This window comes from Natrialba sp. PRR66 (assembly GCF_034808065.1).
GTDB lineage: Archaea > Halobacteriota > Halobacteria > Halobacteriales > Natrialbaceae > Natrialba > Natrialba aegyptia.
Genome location: NZ_JAXHGN010000001.1, coordinates 1,149,152 through 1,170,187 on the forward strand (window position 1 = coordinate 1,149,152; position 21,036 = coordinate 1,170,187).

A 21,036-nucleotide genomic window follows, 5' to 3' on the forward strand; every position below is an offset into this window, starting at 1 on the left:
GTCGAAGGCAGACCTTGCCGGACAGCCATACTGTTATGTGCGTCCAGTTCTCATCACCAGTCATGAGCGTACAGTTGCGAAAACCAACCGCACGAGTCTGTGAGTCGTGCGGGCGCGCTGAGCACTGGGACGACGACCTCGAAGCCTGGCAGATCGCCCGCGAGAGCGGCACAAAACAGGTCGGCAGCCCGCACTGTCTCCACGAGTGGGACATCAACGGGAACTTCAACCCGGTCGCGACAGACGAGTAACGGGAAAACGGCTGCAGCAGGCGACAGCCGATCGCTGACGCCCGACAGCCAGCAGCAAGCGGGTTCTCCAGGGGCGCTATTCAGTTCGGGTACACTCGAACAGCCGCGCGCGTCGATGCCCGTCGGTCGCTCTCGCACCGACCCGACCGTCTCCGTGGCTCCATCTTTGTATCCCGACGCCGTACAGGACGCTCGATGCCAACAGTCTACATCACCGCACCGCCCGAATCGGCCGCCGAACTCGCCGAGATGCTCGTCGATGAGCGCCTCGCCGCCTGCGTCAACCGACTCTCGACGACCTCGACGTACCGCTGGGACGGCGACGTGCACCGCGACGAAGAGACCATCCTCCTCGCGAAGACCACCGACGACGCCTACGATGAACTCGCGGCTCGCGTCGAGGACGCCCACCCCTACGATGTTCCGTGCATCGAACGCTTCGACGAGACGGCTGAACTCGAGTCGTTCGCGGCGTGGCGTGCGGAGAGCGTCGAGTAGCACCGTCGCGTGTCCGCGGTTTACTGCGAGGCGTGCGTCAGACCGTCACAGACGAGGACTGCCCGAAAAAGCAACCCTTAAAACTCGCGCACGGGTTGTGACGGGTATGGCTGGAACCATCGAAGTGCTCGTTCCGGGTGGCCAGGCCAACCCTGGCCCACCGCTCGGTCCCGAGCTCGGACCGACCCCCGTCGACGTGCAGGCGGTCGTACAGGATATCAACGACCAGACAGAAGCGTTCGACGGCACTGAAGTGCCCGTCACCGTCGACTACGAGGACGACGGCTCCTTCGAAATTGACGTTGGTGTCCCACCGACGGCGGCACTCGTCAAGGACGAGGCTGGCTTCGAGACAGGGAGTGGCGAACCCCAGGAGGACTTCGTCGCGGACCTCTCGATCGACCAGGTCAAAACGATCGCCGAGCAGAAACATCCCGACCTGCTCGCGTACGATACGAAAAACGCCGCAAAGGAAGTCGTCGGCACCTGCGCCTCGATGGGCGTCACCATCGAAGGCGTGGACGCCCGCGAGTTCAAAGCGAAAGTCGACGACGGCGAGTACGACGACGCGCTCGCCTAATCGGGATATCGCTGACCGCTAGTAACGGCGCGTGATGGCGGGCCGTGGTCACGAGTTATTTCATTTTTCACCCGTCGATATCGAGGGTCGAGACTCGTCTGTCACGGTCACCCACGTCGCGGATGTAAATAGCTGAAATACCGCCGTAGCGGGCGGTAAGTGATGGGGCTGCAGAACACAGGTGTCTGGAAAGAGGCGGCAATTAGTTTTTAAATCTTGTTTGCAGGCGGAACGGTGCGCTCATCCGGAGCAGTCGTGCCGCCGGCACTCATCAGCACGCGAACGAACGCGCCGATACCGAGCGAGGCAACCAGGACGGCGAGGAGGATGGTGGCCCCTATCGAAAACCCTGCGACGCCACAGAGCGCTCCCCCGGCAAGAATTCCGGAGCCGAGCCGGTCCCGACCGAGTCGGGCCATCGTTGCCCGTCCGACAGCAACGAATCCGAGCACCAGGAGTATCGGGAGGGTCGTTCCCCCGAGAAGAACCAGTGGAATGCCAAAGAAGATCCCGACGCTCTGTCCGACGAGAATATAGCCGGTGCTTGCGAGCCCGGCGAGGACCAGCCCGCTCGGAAGGCCGATACAGATCGAAATCACGGGACTTCGTCGCGCCGTTTCGACGGTCCGCGTGCCATATCCCTGAACCAATCCCAGGACGACCAACGCGAGAACGACCGTTGCGGCGAACTGAAACCCGACCCGCCCGAGCGATCCGAGTGACCGATACGCCTCAACCGCTGCCCCCGACGTGAGTACCTCGACGACCGCGGACTCGGACCCGGACTCGGATGCACCCATCCCCACGTATAAATCTGCTGGCCACATATTCGAATTCATCACTGTCACTCTTCATAGAACTTCTGGTCGGTGCACGCTCTGCGGAGACCGAGAGTGGAACACTGAACCGGTCGGGAATCCAGTTCGACGGGTTTAAGTTCGACATGGCACTTCTCTCAACAGAGACAGGCATTGCCTGTTTCACTGACCCGTAGGAGCACTCCTGCGTACTACGGAGGTGAACGATGGCAGATTCGGATATCGAAACCGCAGTGGATCGCGCACTCGAGGACGCGCCCGATCGGAACTTCACCGAGACGGTCGACCTCGCGATAAATCTGCGCGACCTTGACCTGAACGAACCGTCGAATCGTGTTGACGAGTCCGTCGTCCTCCCGTCCGGCACCGGACAGGAGACGCGTATCGTCGTTATCGCCGAAGGAGAGACCGGTGTTCGCGCCGAAGAGGCCGCGGACGAGGTCCTTTCGGTCGACGACGTCGCGGATCTGGACGACGACGACGCCAAAGATATGGCGGACGAGACCGACTTCTTCATCGCCGAAGAGGCGATGATGCAAGACATCGCCCGGCATCTCGGTACTATCCTCGGTCCGCGAGGGAAGATGCCGGACCCGCTCTCGCCCGACGACGACGTCGTCGAGACCGTCAACCGACTCAAGAACACCGTGCAGCTTCGCTCCGGCGACCGGCGGACGTTCCACACGCTCGTCGGCGCCGAAGACATGGACGCCGAAGACATCGCCGACAACATCGACGTCATCCTGCGTCGCCTGCACGCCGACCTCGAGAAGGGGCCCCAGAACATCGATGCCGTCTACATAAAGACGACCATGGGCCCATCCGTGGAGGTGGCCTAATATGAGCGCCCAGGCAGATCGCAAAACGGAGAACCTTCCCCAGTGGAAGCAAGAGGAAGTCGCCGACCTCGAAACACTCATCGAAAACTACGAGAGCGTCGGCATCGTCGGCATCGCCGGCATTCCCTCGAAGCAGCTCCAGGACATGCGCCGTGATCTCCACGGCACCGCAGAGTTGCGCGTCAGCCGCAACACGCTGCAGGTCCGTGCGCTCGAAACCGCTGGTCTCGACGATCTCGTCGACGACGTCGAGGGCCAGGTCGGCCTGATCGGAACGAACGACAATCCGTTCGCCCTCTACAAGGAACTCGAGGCCTCGAAGACGCCCGCCCCGATCAACGAGGGCGAGGTCGCCCCGAACGACATCGTCATCCCCGAGGGTGACACCGGTGTCGACCCGGGGCCGTTCGTCGGTGAACTCCAGAGCATCGGCGCGAACGCACGCATCGAGGACGGTTCGATCCAGGTCATGGAGGACTCGACGGTCTTAGAGGCCGGCGGGGAAGTCTCTGCGGATCTGGCGAACGTCCTCAACGAACTCGGCATCGAGCCCAAGGAAGTCGGGCTTGACCTTCGCGCAGTCGTCGCCGAGGGCGTGCTCTTCGACCCCGAAGACCTCGACATCGACATCGAGGCCTACGAGAGCGACGTGCAGACGGCCGCCGCTCGCGCCCGGAACCTCTCGCTCAACGCGCCGTTCCCGACCGCGACGACGGCTCCGACACTCATCGCCAAGGCCACGGGCGAGGCCAAGAGCCTCGGCCTGCAGGCCGCCATCGAGGACGAAGACCTCATGCCCGACCTCGTCAGCAAGGCCGACGCACAGCTTCGTGCGCTCGCCGCCCAGATCGACGACGAGGAGGCCCTGCCTGACGAACTGCAGGACGTCTCCGCACCCGCCGCAGGCGCGGCCGGCGCGGACGATGAGGGCGAAGATGCAGACGAATCGGTAGACGACCAGGACGCCGAGGCCGACACCGACGATGACGATGATGACGACGAAGACGACGGTGACGGTGCGGAAGGACTCGGCGCAATGTTCGGCTAATCAACACAACTGGAGGATACACCAATGGAATACGTTTACGCTGCACTCATCCTGAACGAATCGGACGAAGAGATCAACGAAGACAACCTCACCGACGTACTCGACGCCGCCGGCGTCGACGTCGAAGAATCCCGCGTCAAGGCACTCGTCGCCGCACTCGAAGACGTCGACATCGACGACGCTGTCTCCGAGGCCGCCGCCGTCCCCGCCGCCGGTGGCGCTGCAGGCGGTGCCGCCGCAGCCGACGAGGCTGCTGATGAGGGCGAGGAAGAAGCAGAAGAAACCAGCGACGTCCCGGACACCACGGACGAAGACGACGAAGACGACGAGGCAGACGGCGAAGGCCTCGGCGAACTCTTCGGCTAAGTCGGCCCGCTATCGCGACGACACGGTTACTTCCGATTTCTTTCGACATCCACCGCCGACAGTTACTTCTCGGTCTCGCGTAACTGCGTACTCGTGACAACCGCCGTGTACTTCGACCTCGACGGAACGCTCTGTACGTACGACGAGTCGTTCGAGTCGCTGTTTCGACGGGCCGTCTCCCCCCACGGAACGCCGACCGACGCAGCGTACGAAGCCTACGTCGAGCGCCTGCTCACCGCGCTCGATCGTTGCGAACCCGACCCCTACCGTCGCGGGTTCGAAACCGTCGCAGAGGAGATCGACCTCGACGCGACGCCGGCCGCGCTCGCCGCCGACTACTGCGACATCGAAGTCGACGCGACGGTCGTGACGGCGGATGCGAAACGCGTCCTCGATACTGTCGCCGCGACGAATCCGACCGGCATCATCACCAACGGCGACGGCGAGCAGCAGCGAGCGAAACTCGAGTTCCACGGGCTCGACGACCGGGTCGACGAAGTCCTCGTCTCGAACAGCCACGGCGTGCGCAAACCCGACCGCGAACTCTTTGAACTCGCGAAAGCGCGCCTCGATGCGGACGAGTTCGTCTACGTCGGCGACAGCTACGACGAGGACATCGTCGGGGCTCGCGAGGCTGGCTTTCGGACCGTGTACGTCGACGGCGGTTCGGTTGCCGCCGAGGACGCCGCCGCTGCGGACGGCATCGTCTCGAGCGTCGGTGAGTTGCTCGACGACGATTCGCTTCCCGCGGCGCTCGAGGGGCCGTTCGCATCGCAGGCGTAGGCGGGTCGGGACGAGCCGAGCGGAAGCGAATTGGCGAGAGCGCGCCGCGGGCGCGAGTTTAAATCCGAAGACGCGGCCAGATGAAGCGATGGCTGTTGCCCCGGTCGAGTTCGTCGCGGACCCAGCCCTGACCCTGCAACTGCTCGCGTGGACGGTGGCGGGGGCGAGCCTGGGGAGTCTGAGCGGACTGATTCCCGGGCTCCACGCCAATAACTTTGCGCTCCTGCTTGCCGGCGTCGCAGTCTCGGTCCCTGGACCGCCGTTGTTCATCGGCTGTGCGATGCTTGCGGCTGGCGTCGTCCACACCTTTCTCAACGCCGTCCCGGCGATGGCACTCGGCGTGCCGGATGCAGAAATGGCGGTGACGGCGCTACCGGGACATCGAATGGTGCGTGACGGACGCGGATACGAGGCGATCCGGCTGTCGGCGCTCGGGAGCGTGCTCGCCGTCCTCGTTGCGGTGCCGCTCGCGATTCCGGTCACGCGGGTGATGACGGCGGTGTATCCGACAGTTCGAGCGAATCTGTCGCTCGTGCTGGCCATGGTCGTCGTCGCGTTGATCGCCTCGGAGTTCACCTGGCGGGCTCGCCTCGCCGGCTTGCTCTCGTTTTCGCTCGCGGCGGGCCTGGGACTGCTGACCCTCGACCTCTCGCCGGATGCACCGCTCGAGGCGGGCGGGACCCTCGCACCGCTGTTCGCCGGCCTCTTCGGAGCGCCGGTGTTGATCGATGCACTCGCCGGGTCGGGCCTTCCGCCGCAGCGCGACGGCGAGATTGCGATGTCTCGTCGACTCGTCGGTGCGACGGCTCTCGCCGGTTCGCTGGCGGGTGCGATCGTCGGCTACATACCGGGAATCTCGGCCGCTATCGCCGCCGTTGCAGTGCTCGTCTTCGTTCCTGGAAACGCCGACGATCGCGGCTATATCGTCGCGACGAGCGGCGTCGACACCGCGAATACGATTTTCGCGCTGTTCGCACTGGTCGCCATCGGCCAGCCGCGCACTGGCGTCATGGTCGCCTTCGAGAACGTGAACGCGCCGCTCGAACTACCGATCCTCCTCGTGGCCGTCGTCCTCGCCGGGCTGATCGGGTTCGTTCTCGTGATCGTCGTCGGCGAGACGTATCTCGAACTCGCCGGCCGCGTTGCGTACTGGAAGATTTCGACGGCCGTCCTGGGGCTACTGCTCGTGCTCTCGTATCTGTTCACGGGGCTGCTCGGCATCGCTATATTCGTCGTCGCGACCGTGATCGGACTGGTCCCGGTCCGGTTGCGCGCCCGCCGAGTTCATCTGATGGGCGTGCTGATCGGTCCGTTGTTGGTTGGCTTCTGAGACGGTCTGCTGTGCCTATTTGCCGGCGCAATCCGGACGGTCGCGGGTGCGCCAGAACTGACTGCCAGCAGTCCGTATGAGCGAGTTAGGGGTCGAGCGCCGCCGCGACGACCGCCTCGACACGATCCGTCGACACGGGGTTGGTCGTCTCGCCGTCTTCCTTGAGCGCCGTGCCGACGATAGCGCCGTCCGCGCCGGCATCGAAGTACGTGGCGACGGTGTCTTCGGTGACGCCGCTGCCGACGAAGACCGGCGGCCGGGCGTGGCTATCCCGTGCCGCGAGTTCAGTGGCGGCGCGTTCAATGTCGCCGCGGTCGGTCTGGGAGCCGGTCCCCGATCCGGAGACGATGACGCCGTCGGCCTTGCCGCGGTCGACGGTTTCGCGTGCGACCCGCTCAAGGGAGGGCGTGCCGACTGGTGTGGCGTGTTTGACATGTATGTCCGCGAGAATCGCCACGGCAGGTGCGATTCGGTCGCGGAGTCGGACGGTATCGTGCGCCTGTCCCTCGAGAACTCCCTGGTCGGTCGCGGCCGTGCCGACGTGGACGTTGATGCGAACGAAGGCGGCGTCGACTGCGGCCGCGATCGAGAGCGCCGCGTTGGCATCGTTCCTGAGGACGTTGATTCCGAGCGGCACGTCGACCGCGCGCCGAACGACCGACGCCAGCGCGGTCATATCGGCGACGACGTGAGCGGGTACGTCGTCGGGATAGAACGGCGCGTCGCCGAAGTTCTCGACGAGAATCGCATCCACGCCGCCCGATTCGAGCCGTCTCGCGTCCTCGAGTGCGCGGTCGCGGATCGCATCCCGATCCCCGCTCGAGTCGGGAGCGCCGGGGAGCGCTGGGAGGTGAAGCATGCCGATCACCGGTCGGTCGCCGGCGAACCGGTCCGAAAGCGAAATCCGTGGTGCCATGTTGCAGACTCCGTCGTGAGACCGATAAATGAGGGGGACTCTCTGGCGTGCGCCATGCCGACGTGATCGCGAGTCGGCAAGGCCATCGCCGTCCCCGGGCGTTTTCTTCGCGCCATCGCTAAACCCGTCGATGGCAACCACCGACTCCGATGTCGACGATGCCGATCTGCGATCGTCGCTTTCGCTTCGCGAACTCGACATTCCGAACCGAATCGCCGTCTCGCCGATGTGTCAGTATTCCTGTGAGACCGACGGCCTCCCGACCGAGTGGCACCGCGTCCACCTCGGTAGCCGCGCCGTCGGCGGCGCGGGCATCGTCATGACCGAGGCCACCGCCGTCGAACCGCGCGGGCGGATCACCCCCCACGACCTCGGCATCTGGACGGACGAACATGCCACCGAACTCGAGCCGATCACCCAGTTCATCCGCGAGCAGGGGTCCGTCCCGGCGATTCAACTCGCCCACGCCGGGCAGAAGGCGAGCAAGGCAAAACCGTGGGAGGGCAACCTGCCGCTCCAGCCCGACGACGGCGGCTGGGAGGTGCTCTCGCCGTCGCCCGACGCCTACCCCTCCTTCCCCGGCGATCGGCCGGCGATGCGAAAGGCGACCGTCGAGGACATCCAAGGCGTCATCGACGCTTACCGCGACGCCGCAGAACGGGCGCTCGACGCCGGCTTCGAAATCGCCGAGGTCCACGCCGCACACGGCTACCTGCTCCACGAGTTCCTCTCGCCGGTGACGAATCACCGCGAGGACGACTACGGCGGCAGCTTCGAGAACCGAACGCGGTTCGTCCGCGAAGTCGCGGCGGCCGTCCGCGAGGTCTGGCCGGACGACAAGCCGGTCTTCGTCCGCATCTCGGGAACCGACTGGCTCGACGACCGCGAGTCGTGGGACGCCGAGCAGTCCGCCCGTCTCGCGGCAGACCTCGCCGAAATCGGGATCGACCTAATGGACGTTAGCTCCGGCGGCCTCCACCCCGACGAGCGAATCGATGGCGGGCCGAATTTCCAGGTGCCGCTGGCTGAACGAGTCGACGAGGGCGCGGACCTCGCCGTCGGCACCGTCGGCGGGATCACCGAACCCGAACAGGCGGACGCGCTCGTCCGCAACGGACGCGCCGACCTCGTCTTCGTCGGCCGCGAGTTCCTGCGCGATCCGTACTTCGGCCTGCGGGCCGCGGATGAACTCGATGGGGAGGGTGAATCGGCGTGGCCGATTCAGTATCGCCGGGCGGTTCAGTAAGCCTGCGACGCCGGCCACGCTCTAAGTGAATAGACGTTTCATGTTTCAGATTTTAGAGGGCAGGTTTCAGTGAGTGAGAGTGTCCACTGCGCTTCAACTAGCTCGGGCAGATACTCGAAGACGACACGATGAGCAATCGAAATCAGCGCCGGCGGACCGTCCTGCGGACCGTGGGCGCGACGGCGGGAACTGTCCTCGCGGCCGGCTGTCTGAGCGGGGCTGACGACGGGAACGGAACCGAAAACGAGACCGAAACCCAGAACGGCGGCGAGAACGGCACGACCGACGACGATGCGGACGCTGAAGACGAGGGCGAAACCGACCAGCACGTCAACCCCGAAGCGTGGACGGACGTCGAGACGATCGAACTCCGCGGCGTCATGAACGGCTGGGAGGGCGTCGCCCCCGATCCGATCGCCGGCGAGACCAACCCCACGCTCGTCCTCTTTGCCGGTCAAGAGTATACGTTCACCTGGACCAACGCTGACGGCCGCCCGCACAACATCGAACTCTGGGACGAAACCGGTGAACTCGTCGATGACGACTACGGAACCGATCTGATGCAAAAACAGGGCGAAACGCAGACGTTAGACGGCGTCACGGCGAGCGAGGAGATCGCCACCTATCGGTGTAAGCCACACGACACCATGGAAGGGGACGTTCGGATCGTGAGCGAGTGACGCCACGAACCCAGTTCTCAGCTACTCGTCTTTCCACTTGATCGAACAACCGCGGGAGGGCTGCCACTCGAGTTCGACCTCCTCGCCGGCGAGGACCGAGTCGATGGCTTCGCGGATGTGAAAGCGTGTCGGCTCGTCGTCCGGATTGAGGGCGTCGTCGAGTCGACCCTGATAGGCGAGACTGAATGCGGTGGTACCGTCACTGCTGCTGTCGCTCCCGTCGCCGTCGGTCCGACGGAAGAGGAACGGATCCGGCGTGCAGGCCGCACCGTAGGCCGCGGCGACATCCTGGGACTCGTCGCGGAGGTAGGCGTCGTACCGGACCGTTCCGTCGTCGACGAGTTCGCGCATGCGCTCGAAGGAGTCATCGGGGTACTCCACCTCGTCGTTGGGGTTGATGCCGACGACGGCGACCTCGTCGTATTCGGCGGCGAGGTCGTTCAACAGGTCGAACTTCGCCTGCGCGTACGGGCAGTGGTTACAGGTGAAGACGACGAGCAGCGCCTCGTTGTCGGCGAACGACTCGAGCGTGTACGTCTCGCCGTCCGTGCCCTCGAGTTCGAACGCGGGGGCGGTATCGCCGGCCGCGAGTTCGGTATCGGATTCTTTCGCCATACGAATCGTTTTGTCAGGTTCCGTCATATAACTCCCGACGCAAGGGCGCGAGTATGAACGGCGGGCCGCGCAGGCGAGCGGAGAGACGAGGTTCCGTGCCGGGAGAGTGAGCGAAACGAGAGTACGCGCGAGCGACCGGTCAGCGCTCGTGTGTTCCACGACAACCTACATATTTGTACCCGCCGCCGCATCGATGGGGTATGCAAACGCTCGAAGTTACCGACGAACAGTACGAGTTCATCCAGCGACTCCGCGAGGAGATCTCTCGGGACGTTGTCGGCCGGTACGGGTTCGTTCGCGAGCAGGACGCGTTACAGTTCCTGATCGACAATATCGACGAAGAGGTTGCGGACGCGATCGACATCGACGCGGAGTTCTCCGCGACCGAGGACGTGGCGGCGTCCGTCGGCGCGGCGATCGACGGCGAGGCAGATCCCCACGCGCTCGAGGAGATTTCCTACGACGAGTCTGGTGAACTCGGCGGTGACGACGATGACGATGAGAGCGATGGCGATACCGCTGCAGATTCGGCCGACAGTAGTGATGAGACGGGCGCCGACGCCGATAGCGACGCGGAAGACGGTGGAGACGACGAGGGAGAGAGCGAGAGCGAGGACGGCGGTGACGCCGACGACGACGAGATGTTAGACGAGATGATGAGCCTCCTCGAAACCCACGACGACAAGTGGGAGGAGTCGTCTTCGTCGGATTACCGCTACACCGTCACCCTTCCCGACGGGTCGACGGAGGACGTGCAGACGAAAGACGACGTGCGGGCGCTGTTGTTCAAGAATTATCGGTAATCTGCCGGGTCGCGGTTCGCAATCCACGTCCGCCGCGACCACTATAACGAAAAACGACAAAGAACAACGTTTTTACTCGCGGTCGCGCTTCGCAGTGGTATGAGCGAACGCGAGGTGCTCGAGTTGCTTCGTGAGAACGCGCGCTATTCGACGGCCGATATCGCGCGAATGACCGACCTCGAGGAGGACGAGGTCGCCGCCGTAATCGACGATCTAGAGGCAGCAGGCGTCGTCCGCGGCTACCAGGCTGTCGTCGACTGGGACGAACTCGAAACCGAGCGCGTCCGAGCCGAAGTCGAGTTGAACGTCCGCCTCGACCGCGAAACCGGCTACGACGACATCGCAGAGCGCCTCGCCCGATTCCCGGAGGTCAAAGCCCTGAGACTCGTCAGCGGCGACTACGACTTCGACATGGAGGTGGAGGGCGACTCCATCCGCGAAGTGTCGCAGTTCATCAGCGAACAGGTCGCGCCCGTCCCCGAGATCACCCAGACGGTCACCCACTACGTGATGACCTCCTACAAGGAACATGGGATCGAGTTCGGCGACGGCGAGGACGACGACCGACTCTCGTTCTCACCCTAATAGTATTAGTATGCCTATCGAACTCTCAGACCGCGTGCAGACGGTTCCGCCCTCCGGTATCCGGCGGTTCTTCGAAATCGCCGAGGAACGGGACGACGTGATCTCGCTCGGCGTCGGCGAACCCGACTTCGCGACGCCCTGGGCGGCCCGCGACGCCGCGATCGCTTCCTTAGAGGCAGGGAAGACCTCCTACACCGCAAACCGGGGCAAACGCGAACTCCGGGAGAAGATTTCCGACTACGTCGCGGACCGCTTCGACCTGGGCTATGACCCCGCCGAGGAGATCATCACCACCGCGGGTGCAAGCGAGGCCGTCGACCTCGCCTTCCGCGCGCTCGTCGATCCCGGCGACACGGTCGCGATCGCCCAGCCGTCGTACATCTCCTACGAACCCGGCGTGATCTTCGCCGGCGGCGAGGTGCTGTCGGTCCCCACCAGGGAAGCCGACGAGTTCAAACTCACGGCGGAGGGACTCGACGTGGCCGGGGCCGCCGACGCGGACCTGCTCGTCCTCTGTTATCCCAACAATCCGACCGGGGCCATCATGAGCGAGGCTGAACTCGAACCGGTTGCCGAGTTCGCCCGCGAGAACGACCTGACGGTGCTTTCGGACGAGATCTACGCCGAATTGACCTACGACGGGGAACACACCTCGATCGCGACGCTCGAGGGGATGCGCGAGCGCACCATCGTCTTCAACGGGTTTTCGAAGGCCCACGCGATGACGGGGCTGCGACTGGGCTACGCCCTCGGCCCGTCGGCGGCGATCAACGCGATGAATAAGATCCACCAGTACACGATGCTCTCGGCACCGACGACGGCCCAGCACGCGGCGATCGAGGCGCTCGACTCCTGTGCGAACGACGTGGTCGAGATGGTCGGTCAGTACGACCGTCGCCGCCAGTTCGTCCTCTCGCGCTTTCGCGAGATCGGGCTGGACGTCTTCGAGGCCAAAGGCGCGTTCTACTGCTTCCCCGAGGTCCCCGACGGCTGGACCGCGGAGGAGTTCGCCGAGGACGTGCTCCGCGAGCAGGGCGTGGCAGTCGTGCCGGGAGACGTCTTCGGCGCGGGCGGCGAGGGTCACCTCCGGGTGTCCTACGCGACCGGGCTGGGTGACCTCCGCAAGGCGTTGAACCGAATCGAAGCGTTCGTCGACGAACACGTCTAACCGACAGATCTAGACGGGCGAGCCACGCACCCACACACCACAGGAACGTTCTTCCCGGTCGCCACCGCTTGCGTTCGTATGGTCGATTACCGCCCTCTTTCGGATCAGCGAGCCGTCTTTCACGAGTTCAGAAGCTACGCGTTCAGACCGGATTCGGGCGTCCCGCCGTACGAACCGGACGACCACGACACGCCGCGTGCGCTGCGCGGCTCGCGCCGCGGGATCTACGAGAGCGCGGACGCGGCCGACGACGATCCGCGGAGCGTCTGTCGGCACTACTGGCTCGACGCCACCGTCCGCGGCGAGACGCATCCGATCGCCGGCCTCGCCTCCGTCGCGACGCCGCCCGAGTTCCGCCGGCAGGGGTACGTCCGCGAACTGCTCGCGAACTCGCTCGCCGAGTACCGCGAGCAAGACCGTCGGTTCTCCGTCCTGTGGCCGTTTTCCTACGGTTTCTATCACAAGTACGGCTGGGAGACGAGCAACCGGATCGTCACCCACGAGTTCGATCCCGAGGTGTGCTCGTTCGCGACGGCGGCGGACGCGGCGTCGGTGGGCTCGTTTCGGCCGGTCGAGGCCGACGAGTTCGGCGAACTCGTGCCGGTCTACGAGCGCCACGCCGAGCGGTACGCGCTCGCGATCGATCGCGACGAGGACTGGTGGCGACACCGCACCTTCGGCGGTCACGACGTCGATCCCTACGTCTACGCCTTCGAGCGCGACGGCCGCGTCGCGGGCTATCTCGTCTACACGATCGACGGGGACCGAGGCGACTGGACGATGGCCGTTTCGGAACTCGTCGCCGCGGACCACGAGGCGTTCCTGGCGCTGCTGTCGTTCTGTCACACGCACGATTCGCAGGTCGAGCGCGTGCGGCTTCGGCTGCCGGCGGACGCCCCGTTCCGCGAGGCGGTCCGGGCTCCCGACGAGGTCGAGACGACGGTGACGAACGGGCCGATGGTTCGGATCGTCGACGTTGCAGAGGTGCTGTCGTCGCTTTCCTACCCGACGAGTTCAGAAACCGCGCTCACGCTTTCGGTGACGGACCCGCTCGCGGAGTGGAACGACGGGCTGTTCGAGCTGACGGTGGCCGACGGCCGCGCTCGCTGTGGGCGTGTGAGCGAAACCCGCGACAACGACGCGACGGCCGATGCGACACTCGACATCGCCGCGCTCTCCGAACTCGCCGTCGGCACCCGCTCCGCGACCGACCTCGCGCGGACGAACCGACTGGAGGCAGCGGACCGAGAAGTTGTGTCGACGCTCGCTGAACTCGTGCCGAAGACGCCCGTCTACCTCGGCGAGTTCTTCTGAGCCGCGACTGGTGACACTCCTTCCCGACGCTCAGCGGTAGATATAAGTCACTATAGGTTACAAATTAGAACGGAAGCCACACCGGACACGAAAGTGTCCCGGATGTACCAGCATCCGAGACGTGGCTTCCAAACGCGGCTTGCGTTGAAGCCATGCTTGCGTACATTCTCACGGGATATAAACATCCCGCACGACTGATGTATCGTACGATTCGACCAGCAGCGAGGTTCTTCCACGGAATTACGAGCACAACGGGTGGCAATTGGGATGAGTGACGACGCTGACGCCGACGGCGATACCGACAGCAGTGCGAACGACACCGACCATCCCAGCCGTTCCGAGCCGTTCGAACCGCCACGCTGTCCCCGCTGTGGGACGCCGATCGCACAGCGAACCATGATCGGCCCCGGCGAGGCCATCGCCGGTCCCTGCGGCTGTCGCGTCGCCCCGCCGGACCCCGATCCCGATCGCACCTCCAACTCAAAATCAGACTTAGACTCCGACACCGACACCGACACCGACCCCGCCCCCGACCGATCCGGGCCGGACTAAGCCACCGCGAAACGAGTTCACGAACTGAACTCGCGTCGCGGCGGCCAGCCGAGTGCCGGCGGGTGTTCGAGACGATCACCACCACCGCCATCACCATCGAACCCACCACACTCGCACCCGTCGATGCACTCGGCCCGGAATCGCGACGCGAGCAACTGGGCGACCTCGAGTCTGTAACTGTGAACTGTGATTGTGAACTCGCAGTACGGTAGACGCGATTTCGACCCGTATTCTCTCTCATCGCCCACTGGAACGACGGTTACGCCTCGTCCGGTTCGAGCCGTTGGACGCTGATCGCGATGAAGTAAACGAACATGAACAGGAAGAAGCCGGCGGTGAGCGGAATCAGTCGTCTATCGATAACGGCGAGTTCCAGAACCGCCGCCGCGGCGATGCCACCGAGATAGACCAGAATGATGAACATTCCGATCGCGTAATAAAAGCGGATATCGGATTCAAAGTGTTCTTGAAGGCCCATAGCGCCCTGTTTCGAGACGGACGAGAAAAGGATGCTGGTCCCCTCTAGTAACCGCTGCAAAAGGACGCCATAACAGAAGAGACCGGTGCACTGAACAGCAGAGGAAAACCTATAATGTTTCACGAGAAGCATTAAATATGGAACATAACTTCGTAGAGCGGAATTTCGCTGTGAGATTTCTCCTCGGATTCGGCGTCATCATGGCGATGGCAGTTGTTGGAGAACGACTCGGTATCGGCCTGTTAGAATACGGCGTTCCATACGGAGACTGGATTGGTGTCGCTGTCGGAGCAATCGGCGTCTTCATCGCATTTGCGGCAGTATACACTCGCTTCGATTCAGTCTACGGGGATCGGCTGTAACTATTACTCGTCTATACAGAAAGCGACACGACCGGAGTCAGCGCTCGGTCGCCGACTCGATCCGGTACCGGAGTTCGACGAGACCGCCTCCGCGGGTCGTCGTCTCGAGTAACTCCAGGTCGCGTCGCGGCTCGTCCGTCCCGAACAGCGAGATCCCGCCGCCGAGTCTCACCGGAACGAGGTGCAATCGAAGTTCGTCCACGCAGTTCGCACGCAGCATCGACCGGACGAGTGCGCCACCGCCGACCAGCCAGATTCTGTCGTGGTTCGCTCGGAGGTCGGCGACGAGTTCGGCCGGCTCCTCGTCGACCAGCGACACGGCGTCGCTGGCGAGGGGCAACTCGCGGCTCGTGAGAACGTACGTCGGCCGGTCTTCGTAGGGCCACGCGCCGAATTCGAGCACCTGTTCGTAGGTCCGCGATCCCATGACGAGGCAGTCGACGCTCGCGAAGAACTCGTCGAAGCCGTCGTCGTCCGAATTCGCGACGTCCGACTCCTGTTGGAACTCGTCGAGCCAGTCGACGCCGCCGTCCGGCGTTGCGATGAAGCCGTCGACGCTCGCGGCGATGTAGAGGAGCAGTTCGCTCATCGTCTCAGTTGACGTAGTCGCGTTACCCGATGGCCGCGCTCAGACGACATTGCGCTCCGTTCGTTCGGCAGCCCTCTCCTCGTCCGTCCCCTCGAAGCGGTCGCTCGAGAGCGCGTCGATACCGAGCAGCGACGCCTCGCCGTCGACGGCGAGTTCGGCGACGAGTTGGCCGGTCGCGGGGGCGTGCTGGAAGCCGTGCCCGGAGAAGCCGGCCGCCGTGATGAAACCGGGAACCGTCTCCTCGACGATGGCCGTATCGTCGGGCGTCACGGCGTACAGACCCGCCCAGCCGCGCTTGACCGCGGATTCCGGGCCGAAGTAGGTGGTCCACTCGGCGGCGGCTTCGAGCGCGTCGATCGACCACTCGAAGTCCATGGACCGCGGATACCCGTCCGGATCCGACGCCGGATCGTTGTCGGCGAAATGCCCGCCGACGAGTGCATCACCGTCGCGGTCCGGCCGGAAGTACGAGCCACTCTCGAGGTCGATCGCCAGCGGGTCGGTCTCGGGGACCGGCGTCTCCGGCTGGACGACGGCGATCTGCCGGCGCTTGGGCGTGATCGGCAAGAATACGTCGGCCATCGCAGCGATTTCGCGCGCCCACGGCCCCGCGGCGTTGACGACGATGTCGGCCTCGAGGCGTCCGTCAGGTGTTTCGACACCCGTTACCCGCGCCCCGCCAGTACCGTCGCCGGGGTCGCGGTCGCCGGCTCGAATCACGTCGGTAACGGGCGTCTGCGTCCGAACATCGACACCCGCAGCAGCCGCAGCCCGGGCGTACGCCTGCAGCGCCAGGTGCGGGTCGGCGAAACCGTCCGTCGGCGAGTACGTCGCTGCGACGAACTGATCGGGATCGATCCCGGAACAGATTTCGCACGCCTCGGACGGATCGAGAACCTCGCTCGGAACCCCGCGGTCGTTTTGCATCGCGACTCGCTCTTCGAACGCCGCGGCCGTTTCTTCGCTTCGGGCGAGGAAGAGATACCCCGTCTTCCGGTAGTCGATTTCGGCGTCGAACCGCTCGGTGAACTCGTCCCAGACGCGCATGCTCTCGCGGGAGAGTTCGACGTTGATCGGCGACGAGAACTGTGCGCGGATGCCACCGGCGGACCGTTCCGTGCTCCCGGTGCCGATCGATCCCTGCTCACAGACGGTCACGTCGACACCGCGTTCGGCGAGTTCGAGCGCGCTCGAGAGGCCGACGATTCCACCGCCGATGACGACTCCCTTCATTGTACGCTGTTGGTTACCGCCACGGTATCAATAAGCGTTCGGCTGCGATCGATCTTTCCCGCTGTTCAGAATCGGGTCGCCTCAATCGGCAACATAGACTGAAGTAGCCGCCGACCAACGGTCGAGTAGAACAGCGCAATGGTTCGCGTACTCTCTGCCGATAACGTCGCGTCGGTGCTCGATATCGACGCGCTCCTGCCCGTCGTCGCCGAGGCGTTCGAAAAGCAACACGCGGGCGCGGTCGAACGACCCGATCGACCGCACTATCCGTTCGGGACCGGTCTCGACCCCGGCGCGCCCGCGGAACCGACCGGCACCGGACTCTGTATGCCGGCGTACGTCCACGGTGCAGACTACGTCGCGACGAAACTCGTCGCCGTCTGCGAGGACAACGTCGCTCGCGGACTCCCGACCGTCACCGCACAGCTCGCCTTGACGGACGCGGAAACCGGACAACCGGTCGGCTACCTCGCCGGCAACCGCATTACCAACGCCCGCACCGGCTGTATCGGCGGGGTCGCCGCCCGCGAACTCGCCGTCGACGACCCCATCGACCTGGCCGTCATCGGTGCCGGCAAGCAAGCCCGCTGGCAGACCCGCGCCATCGCCGCCGCGACCGACGCCCTCGAGTCGATCCGCATCTACGCCCCCAGCGACTCCCGGGTCGACTGCGCCGCCGAACTCGAGGCCGAACTGGACGTTCCCGCACACCCAGTTTCGAGCCCGCGCGATGCAATCGCTGACGCGACCGTCGTCGTCACCGCCACGACGAGTTCGGAACCGGTGTTCCCCGGCGACGAACTCGCGCCGGGGACGCTCGTGATCGCCGTGGGGGCGTACACGCCCGAGATGCGTGAACTCGACGACGAGACGGTCGAGCGTGCGGCCCGGATTTTCGGGGACGTGCCCGAAGAAGCCGCAGAGACGGGTGACCTTCGAGGCCACGTCGACCGCGAGGTCGAACCGTTCGGGGCCGTCATCGCGGGTGATCGCGGGCGCGAGGCGGACGAGGAGATACTCGTCGTCGAGAGTGTCGGGTCGGCGGTGCTCGATGCGGCGAGCGCCGAGGCGATTTTCGATCGAGCGGTGTCACGCGACGTTGGGACGAAAGTTGCACTCTAACCTGTCTACCCTGTGTTGCGTTCTCGGCCGCGACACTGAAATACGGGCTTCGATAAGTATCCCTAGAGTAGCTGGTAATGGCTATCACGAGAGCCGATTCCCTCGGGGGAGGGTCCGACGTGGACGTAGCGGTGACGATGGGTGAGCGACCGTGACACTGCGGTCTGTGCCGGTCGTCGACCGTATTACGGACGCGTTTTTCGCACTCGATACGGACTTTCGGTTCACCTACCTCAACGACCGAGCCGAGACGCTGCTGGAACGCTCGCGGGCGGATCTGATCGGGCGCGTTATGTGGGATGAATTCCCCCAGACCGTCGAGACGCAGTTTCCGGACGGCTTTCATCGCGCCATGGATACCCAGACGCCGGTTTCGTTCGACATCTATCACGCGCGACTCGAAACCTGGTTCGAGGCGACGGCCTACCCCTCCGAAACCGGGCTCTCGGTGTACATGCGTGATGTGACCGAACGCAAACAACAGGAGCGGACGCTCGCCCAGCACGCGGCCGCCGTCGAGGCGATTTCGGACGGCGTCGTCACGCTCAACGGCGACCGAGAGATCGTCTCGGTCAACGAGGCCATGGAGCAGTTCCTCGGCGTCGATCGAGCGGTGCTGCTCGGCGAACACGTCGAGATCATTCCGGAGCGAGCCGCAATCAACGACGACGACGCCGTCGAAATCGGGCGCGCGATCACCGACGTAGACATCGGCACGGCCGAGACGCGCCGGGTTGAGGTGCCGTTTACCGACGCCAGTGGAGCGGATCGAGTGGGCGAGTTCAGATTCGTCCCCGTCGAGGACACTCGGGCGACGATCGCCGGGATCGTCCGCGACGTCACCGATCAGCACGAGTACGAGCGCGTCGCGGCCTCGCTCCACGAGATCACCCGGTGGTTGCTCGAATCTGACGATCCGGAGGAGATCTGTTCGATTGCGGTCCACGCCGGCAGCGATCTGCTCGATCTGCCGATCAGCGGCGTCTGGTTGCTCGACGACGAACAGGGGTATCTCGATCCCGTGGCCGGCACCGCCGGGGCCTACGAAGAGTTCGGTGGACTCCCTCGGTTTACCCCGCCTGAGGGGCTCATCTGGGACGTGTTCGAATCCGGCAGCGTCGAGCGGTTCGACGACCTCTCGTCGGTCGAGGGCCTGTACAATCCCGACTCGCCGATCCGGTCCGAAATCATTGCCCCGATCGGCACCCACGGCGTCCTGATGACCGGCTCCCTCGAAGCCGACCGATTCGACGACACCGATGTCGAACTGCTCTCGACGCTCGTCGAAAACATCCGCGCAGCCCTCGACCGGGCCGACCGCGAACAACTGCTTCGCGACCGCACGACCGAACTCGAACGTCAGACCGAACGCCTCGAAGGCATCGCCGAGGTCCTCTCGACCGATCTAAAACGCCAACTCGACGCCGTCGCCGACGCACTCGAGGACGAACGAGCCCGGACCGGTAACGACACCTGGGAGTTCCCGCTCGCCGAGGACTCGGTCACGACGATGCTCGACCGCACGGAGCGCCTCGTCGACGACGTGCGCGAGTTCGCCCGGAACGCGACCGCCGTCGGCCCGCGAAACCGCATCCTCCTCGAACGAGCCATCCGAGACGCCGCGGCGAACTCGCAACTCGACGAGTCGGCACTCGAGTTCGAACTCGAGTGCGCGGCGGCGCTCCGAGCCGACGCCGAGCGGTTCGGCCACCTGCTGGAAACGGCGTTCGACGACATCGCGGCCCGCGCACAGGCATCGGAAAGTGAAGAGGCAAGTGAGACGAGAGGCGAAGTCGGGGCCGGAGCCGGGGCCGAGGCCGGCGGTGAGGGTCCCGACGACACTACCGACCCCGTTCGCGTCAGCGTCGGACTCCTCGGAATCGACGACGACCAGCCGACACACGAGGAAACGCAGGCCGTCATCGGCACCGAAACGGGCCACGAACAGTCCCGCGGGTTCTACCTGCTCGATACCGCCGCAGAACGGCCCGCAACGCTGGACGAGCGCGCGTTCGATCCGACGGCCGCCGACGAACGGGGAATGGACGGCCTCGGCCTCACGCTGGTCCGTGCCATCGCCGATGCGCACGACTGGACGCTCTCGGTCGACGACGCGACGAACGGCACCCGAATCGAAGTGCGAGACGTAACGACGCTCGAACCGCTGTAGCGGGCGTCCTATCGCTTGTTACTGCTCTGGTCGCTTGCAGTGTCGGTCATGCCCTCGTTCTCGCCATCGCCCTGTACGAGTTCAGCCATCGGCTCGCGCATGAACTCGCGACAGAGTTGGCGGTGGGCGTCCTGATCGATAAGAGCGATCATCGTCTCGTCGATGCGGACGCGGGAGACGGCGAGGCGATCCTCGAGTGCGGCGTACTCCTGGCTGGCGAGCAACTCGGCGTCGGTCTTCTCGGAGTCGAGTAGAGCCTTTTTCGAGGCCAGCGAGAAGAACTGCCGGAGCTGGTCGTCGTAAGTCGAGCGCAACAGGAGTTGGTCGACGACCTGCAGGAGTTCATCCTTCGAGACGGGTTTGACGAGGTAGTCGTCGAAGCCCATGCCGACGATGTCGAAGTCCGGTTCGACTGCAGTGACCATCGCGACGCGACAGTCGAGGTCGCGCTCGCAGATCGTCTCGAGGACGGTATCGCCCGAGAGGGTGGGCATCCGACGGTCGAGCAGGACGACGTCGACGGCCGCGTCGATTGCGTCGAGTGCCTCGGTGCCGTCGGATGCGGTTCTCGTCTCGTACTCGTCGCCGAGCCAGACGGTGTAGAGGGTTGCAAGATCGGGTTCGTCCTCGACGATCAGGACGGTCGGGGTGTCGGTAGCCATGAAACGGGGTCCTCCGGCGGTCGTCACG

Annotated in this window: 25 protein-coding genes; 18 read left to right on the plus strand and 7 right to left on the minus strand. The window is 64.6% G+C overall.

All coding sequences use genetic code 11. The annotated features are described in order from the left end of the window. Positions 1–62: 62 nt before the first annotated feature. From SM755_RS05405 to SM755_RS05415, 3 genes are all read left to right on the plus strand, one after another. Positions 63–251 (plus strand): HEWD family protein, encoded by a 189-nt coding sequence (locus SM755_RS05405; RefSeq protein WP_323171761.1) that lies wholly within the window; start codon positions 63–65, stop codon positions 249–251. 195 nt (positions 252–446) lie between these two features. Beyond that, positions 447–749 (plus strand): divalent-cation tolerance protein CutA, encoded by a 303-nt coding sequence (gene cutA / locus SM755_RS05410; RefSeq protein ID WP_323171762.1) that lies wholly within the window; start codon positions 447–449, stop codon positions 747–749. A gap of 106 nt (positions 750–855) precedes the next feature. Further along, complete coding sequence (locus tag SM755_RS05415) at positions 856–1,329, plus strand: 50S ribosomal protein L11 (RefSeq protein WP_006109197.1); 474 nt, start codon at positions 856–858, stop codon at positions 1,327–1,329. Between the two features lie 209 nt (positions 1,330–1,538). On the opposite strand, the gene SM755_RS05420 is transcribed toward SM755_RS05415, so the two are convergent. Beyond that, the gene (locus tag SM755_RS05420; RefSeq protein ID WP_323171763.1) at positions 1,539–2,129 is read right to left on the minus strand and encodes a hypothetical protein; all 591 of its coding nucleotides are present in this window, start codon (positions 2,127–2,129) and stop codon (positions 1,539–1,541) included. Positions 2,130–2,353: 224 nt separating this feature from the next. On the opposite strand from SM755_RS05420, the gene SM755_RS05425 reads away from it, so the two are divergent. The 5 genes from SM755_RS05425 (at position 2,354) to SM755_RS05445 (ending at position 6,513) form a co-directional block, all read left to right on the plus strand. Beyond that, positions 2,354–2,986, plus strand: coding sequence for a 50S ribosomal protein L1 (locus SM755_RS05425; protein ID WP_006109195.1), 633 nt, complete (start codon positions 2,354–2,356; stop codon positions 2,984–2,986). A 1-nt stretch (position 2,987) separates the two neighbouring features. After that, positions 2,988–4,034, plus strand: a complete 1,047-nt coding sequence (locus tag SM755_RS05430) for a 50S ribosomal protein L10 (RefSeq protein WP_323171764.1) — start codon at positions 2,988–2,990, stop codon at positions 4,032–4,034. Between the two features lie 24 nt (positions 4,035–4,058). Continuing rightward, on the plus strand, positions 4,059–4,400 hold the full coding sequence (rpl12p, locus tag SM755_RS05435; protein ID WP_323171765.1) for a 50S ribosomal protein P1: 342 nt from the start codon (positions 4,059–4,061) through the stop codon (positions 4,398–4,400). A 105-nt stretch (positions 4,401–4,505) separates the two neighbouring features. Further along, a complete protein-coding gene (locus SM755_RS05440; protein ID WP_323171885.1) occupies positions 4,506–5,183 on the plus strand; it encodes an HAD family hydrolase in 678 nt (225 codons plus the stop codon). Positions 5,184–5,271: 88 nt separating this feature from the next. Continuing rightward, positions 5,272–6,513: a tripartite tricarboxylate transporter permease gene (locus tag SM755_RS05445; protein ID WP_323171766.1), complete on the plus strand. Its 1,242-nt coding sequence runs from the start codon at positions 5,272–5,274 to the stop codon at positions 6,511–6,513. Between the two features lie 85 nt (positions 6,514–6,598). Here SM755_RS05445 and SM755_RS05450 read toward each other — a convergent pair whose 3' ends face one another. Continuing rightward, positions 6,599–7,429 carry a BtpA/SgcQ family protein gene (locus SM755_RS05450; protein ID WP_323171767.1) on the minus strand — a complete coding sequence of 277 codons (831 nt, stop codon included), beginning with the start codon at positions 7,427–7,429 and terminating at the stop codon, positions 6,599–6,601. Positions 7,430–7,559: 130 nt separating this feature from the next. On the opposite strand from SM755_RS05450, the gene SM755_RS05455 reads away from it, so the two are divergent. Beyond that, complete coding sequence (locus SM755_RS05455) at positions 7,560–8,675, plus strand: NADH:flavin oxidoreductase/NADH oxidase (protein ID WP_323171768.1); 1,116 nt, start codon at positions 7,560–7,562, stop codon at positions 8,673–8,675. Between the two features lie 128 nt (positions 8,676–8,803). Then, entirely contained in the window at positions 8,804–9,355 is a 552-nt protein-coding gene (locus SM755_RS05460) for a plastocyanin/azurin family copper-binding protein (RefSeq protein WP_323171769.1), read from the plus strand. 21 nt (positions 9,356–9,376) lie between these two features. On the opposite strand, the gene SM755_RS05465 is transcribed toward SM755_RS05460, so the two are convergent. Beyond that, a complete protein-coding gene (locus SM755_RS05465) occupies positions 9,377–9,970 on the minus strand; it encodes a thioredoxin family protein (RefSeq protein ID WP_323171770.1) in 594 nt (197 codons plus the stop codon). Between the two features lie 200 nt (positions 9,971–10,170). On the opposite strand from SM755_RS05465, the gene SM755_RS05470 reads away from it, so the two are divergent. From SM755_RS05470 to SM755_RS05490, 5 genes are all read left to right on the plus strand, one after another. Beyond that, entirely contained in the window at positions 10,171–10,773 is a 603-nt protein-coding gene (locus tag SM755_RS05470; protein ID WP_323171771.1) for a hypothetical protein, read from the plus strand. A 99-nt stretch (positions 10,774–10,872) separates the two neighbouring features. After that, positions 10,873–11,358 (plus strand): Lrp/AsnC family transcriptional regulator, encoded by a 486-nt coding sequence (locus tag SM755_RS05475; RefSeq protein WP_006109185.1) that lies wholly within the window; start codon positions 10,873–10,875, stop codon positions 11,356–11,358. Positions 11,359–11,368: 10 nt separating this feature from the next. Then, positions 11,369–12,526, plus strand: coding sequence for a pyridoxal phosphate-dependent aminotransferase (locus SM755_RS05480; RefSeq protein ID WP_006663768.1), 1,158 nt, complete (start codon positions 11,369–11,371; stop codon positions 12,524–12,526). A gap of 78 nt (positions 12,527–12,604) precedes the next feature. After that, on the plus strand, positions 12,605–13,840 hold the full coding sequence (gene eis, locus SM755_RS05485) for a GNAT family N-acetyltransferase (RefSeq protein WP_323171772.1): 1,236 nt from the start codon (positions 12,605–12,607) through the stop codon (positions 13,838–13,840). Positions 13,841–14,107: 267 nt separating this feature from the next. Then, a complete protein-coding gene (locus SM755_RS05490) occupies positions 14,108–14,392 on the plus strand; it encodes a hypothetical protein (protein ID WP_323171773.1) in 285 nt (94 codons plus the stop codon). A gap of 259 nt (positions 14,393–14,651) precedes the next feature. On the opposite strand, the gene SM755_RS05495 is transcribed toward SM755_RS05490, so the two are convergent. Beyond that, positions 14,652–14,870 (minus strand): hypothetical protein, encoded by a 219-nt coding sequence (locus SM755_RS05495; protein ID WP_006663765.1) that lies wholly within the window; start codon positions 14,868–14,870, stop codon positions 14,652–14,654. A gap of 137 nt (positions 14,871–15,007) precedes the next feature. Between SM755_RS05495 and SM755_RS05500 the strand changes: the two genes are divergently transcribed. After that, positions 15,008–15,232, plus strand: a complete 225-nt coding sequence (locus SM755_RS05500) for a hypothetical protein (protein WP_323171774.1) — start codon at positions 15,008–15,010, stop codon at positions 15,230–15,232. Between the two features lie 37 nt (positions 15,233–15,269). On the opposite strand, the gene SM755_RS05505 is transcribed toward SM755_RS05500, so the two are convergent. Together SM755_RS05505 and SM755_RS05510 are read right to left on the minus strand one after the other, a co-directional pair. Then, positions 15,270–15,821: a dihydrofolate reductase family protein gene (locus tag SM755_RS05505; RefSeq protein ID WP_323171775.1), complete on the minus strand. Its 552-nt coding sequence runs from the start codon at positions 15,819–15,821 to the stop codon at positions 15,270–15,272. Between the two features lie 39 nt (positions 15,822–15,860). Next, positions 15,861–17,054 (minus strand): FAD-binding oxidoreductase, encoded by a 1,194-nt coding sequence (locus SM755_RS05510; RefSeq protein ID WP_006663762.1) that lies wholly within the window; start codon positions 17,052–17,054, stop codon positions 15,861–15,863. Positions 17,055–17,192: 138 nt separating this feature from the next. On the opposite strand from SM755_RS05510, the gene SM755_RS05515 reads away from it, so the two are divergent. Beyond that, positions 17,193–18,176 (plus strand): ornithine cyclodeaminase family protein, encoded by a 984-nt coding sequence (locus SM755_RS05515; RefSeq protein ID WP_323171776.1) that lies wholly within the window; start codon positions 17,193–17,195, stop codon positions 18,174–18,176. A 151-nt stretch (positions 18,177–18,327) separates the two neighbouring features. Continuing rightward, the gene (locus tag SM755_RS05520) at positions 18,328–20,346 is read left to right on the plus strand and encodes a PAS domain-containing protein (RefSeq protein ID WP_323171777.1); all 2,019 of its coding nucleotides are present in this window, start codon (positions 18,328–18,330) and stop codon (positions 20,344–20,346) included. Between the two features lie 8 nt (positions 20,347–20,354). On the opposite strand, the gene SM755_RS05525 is transcribed toward SM755_RS05520, so the two are convergent. Then, positions 20,355–21,008 (minus strand): HalX domain-containing protein, encoded by a 654-nt coding sequence (locus SM755_RS05525; protein ID WP_323171778.1) that lies wholly within the window; start codon positions 21,006–21,008, stop codon positions 20,355–20,357. Between the last annotated feature and the right edge of the window lie 28 nt (positions 21,009–21,036).

Coding starts and splice junctions, on each gene's coding strand:
- SM755_RS05405 (WP_323171761.1), top strand. CDS start 63: ATGAGCGTACAGTTGCGAAAACCAACCGCACGAGTCTGTGAGTCGTGC.
- cutA (WP_323171762.1), top strand. CDS start 447: ATGCCAACAGTCTACATCACCGCACCGCCCGAATCGGCCGCCGAACTC.
- SM755_RS05415 (WP_006109197.1), top strand. CDS start 856: ATGGCTGGAACCATCGAAGTGCTCGTTCCGGGTGGCCAGGCCAACCCT.
- SM755_RS05420 (WP_323171763.1), bottom strand. CDS start 2,129: ATGGGTGCATCCGAGTCCGGGTCCGAGTCCGCGGTCGTCGAGGTACTC.
- SM755_RS05425 (WP_006109195.1), top strand. CDS start 2,354: ATGGCAGATTCGGATATCGAAACCGCAGTGGATCGCGCACTCGAGGAC.
- SM755_RS05430 (WP_323171764.1), top strand. CDS start 2,988: ATGAGCGCCCAGGCAGATCGCAAAACGGAGAACCTTCCCCAGTGGAAG.
- rpl12p (WP_323171765.1), top strand. CDS start 4,059: ATGGAATACGTTTACGCTGCACTCATCCTGAACGAATCGGACGAAGAG.
- SM755_RS05445 (WP_323171766.1), top strand. CDS start 5,272: ATGGCTGTTGCCCCGGTCGAGTTCGTCGCGGACCCAGCCCTGACCCTG.
- SM755_RS05450 (WP_323171767.1), bottom strand. CDS start 7,429: ATGGCACCACGGATTTCGCTTTCGGACCGGTTCGCCGGCGACCGACCG.
- SM755_RS05455 (WP_323171768.1), top strand. CDS start 7,560: ATGGCAACCACCGACTCCGATGTCGACGATGCCGATCTGCGATCGTCG.
- SM755_RS05460 (WP_323171769.1), top strand. CDS start 8,804: ATGAGCAATCGAAATCAGCGCCGGCGGACCGTCCTGCGGACCGTGGGC.
- SM755_RS05465 (WP_323171770.1), bottom strand. CDS start 9,970: ATGGCGAAAGAATCCGATACCGAACTCGCGGCCGGCGATACCGCCCCC.
- SM755_RS05470 (WP_323171771.1), top strand. CDS start 10,171: ATGCAAACGCTCGAAGTTACCGACGAACAGTACGAGTTCATCCAGCGA.
- SM755_RS05475 (WP_006109185.1), top strand. CDS start 10,873: ATGAGCGAACGCGAGGTGCTCGAGTTGCTTCGTGAGAACGCGCGCTAT.
- SM755_RS05480 (WP_006663768.1), top strand. CDS start 11,369: ATGCCTATCGAACTCTCAGACCGCGTGCAGACGGTTCCGCCCTCCGGT.
- eis (WP_323171772.1), top strand. CDS start 12,605: ATGGTCGATTACCGCCCTCTTTCGGATCAGCGAGCCGTCTTTCACGAG.
- SM755_RS05490 (WP_323171773.1), top strand. CDS start 14,108: ATGAGTGACGACGCTGACGCCGACGGCGATACCGACAGCAGTGCGAAC.
- SM755_RS05495 (WP_006663765.1), bottom strand. CDS start 14,870: ATGGGCCTTCAAGAACACTTTGAATCCGATATCCGCTTTTATTACGCG.
- SM755_RS05500 (WP_323171774.1), top strand. CDS start 15,008: ATGGAACATAACTTCGTAGAGCGGAATTTCGCTGTGAGATTTCTCCTC.
- SM755_RS05505 (WP_323171775.1), bottom strand. CDS start 15,821: ATGAGCGAACTGCTCCTCTACATCGCCGCGAGCGTCGACGGCTTCATC.
- SM755_RS05510 (WP_006663762.1), bottom strand. CDS start 17,054: ATGAAGGGAGTCGTCATCGGCGGTGGAATCGTCGGCCTCTCGAGCGCG.
- SM755_RS05515 (WP_323171776.1), top strand. CDS start 17,193: ATGGTTCGCGTACTCTCTGCCGATAACGTCGCGTCGGTGCTCGATATC.
- SM755_RS05525 (WP_323171778.1), bottom strand. CDS start 21,008: ATGGCTACCGACACCCCGACCGTCCTGATCGTCGAGGACGAACCCGAT.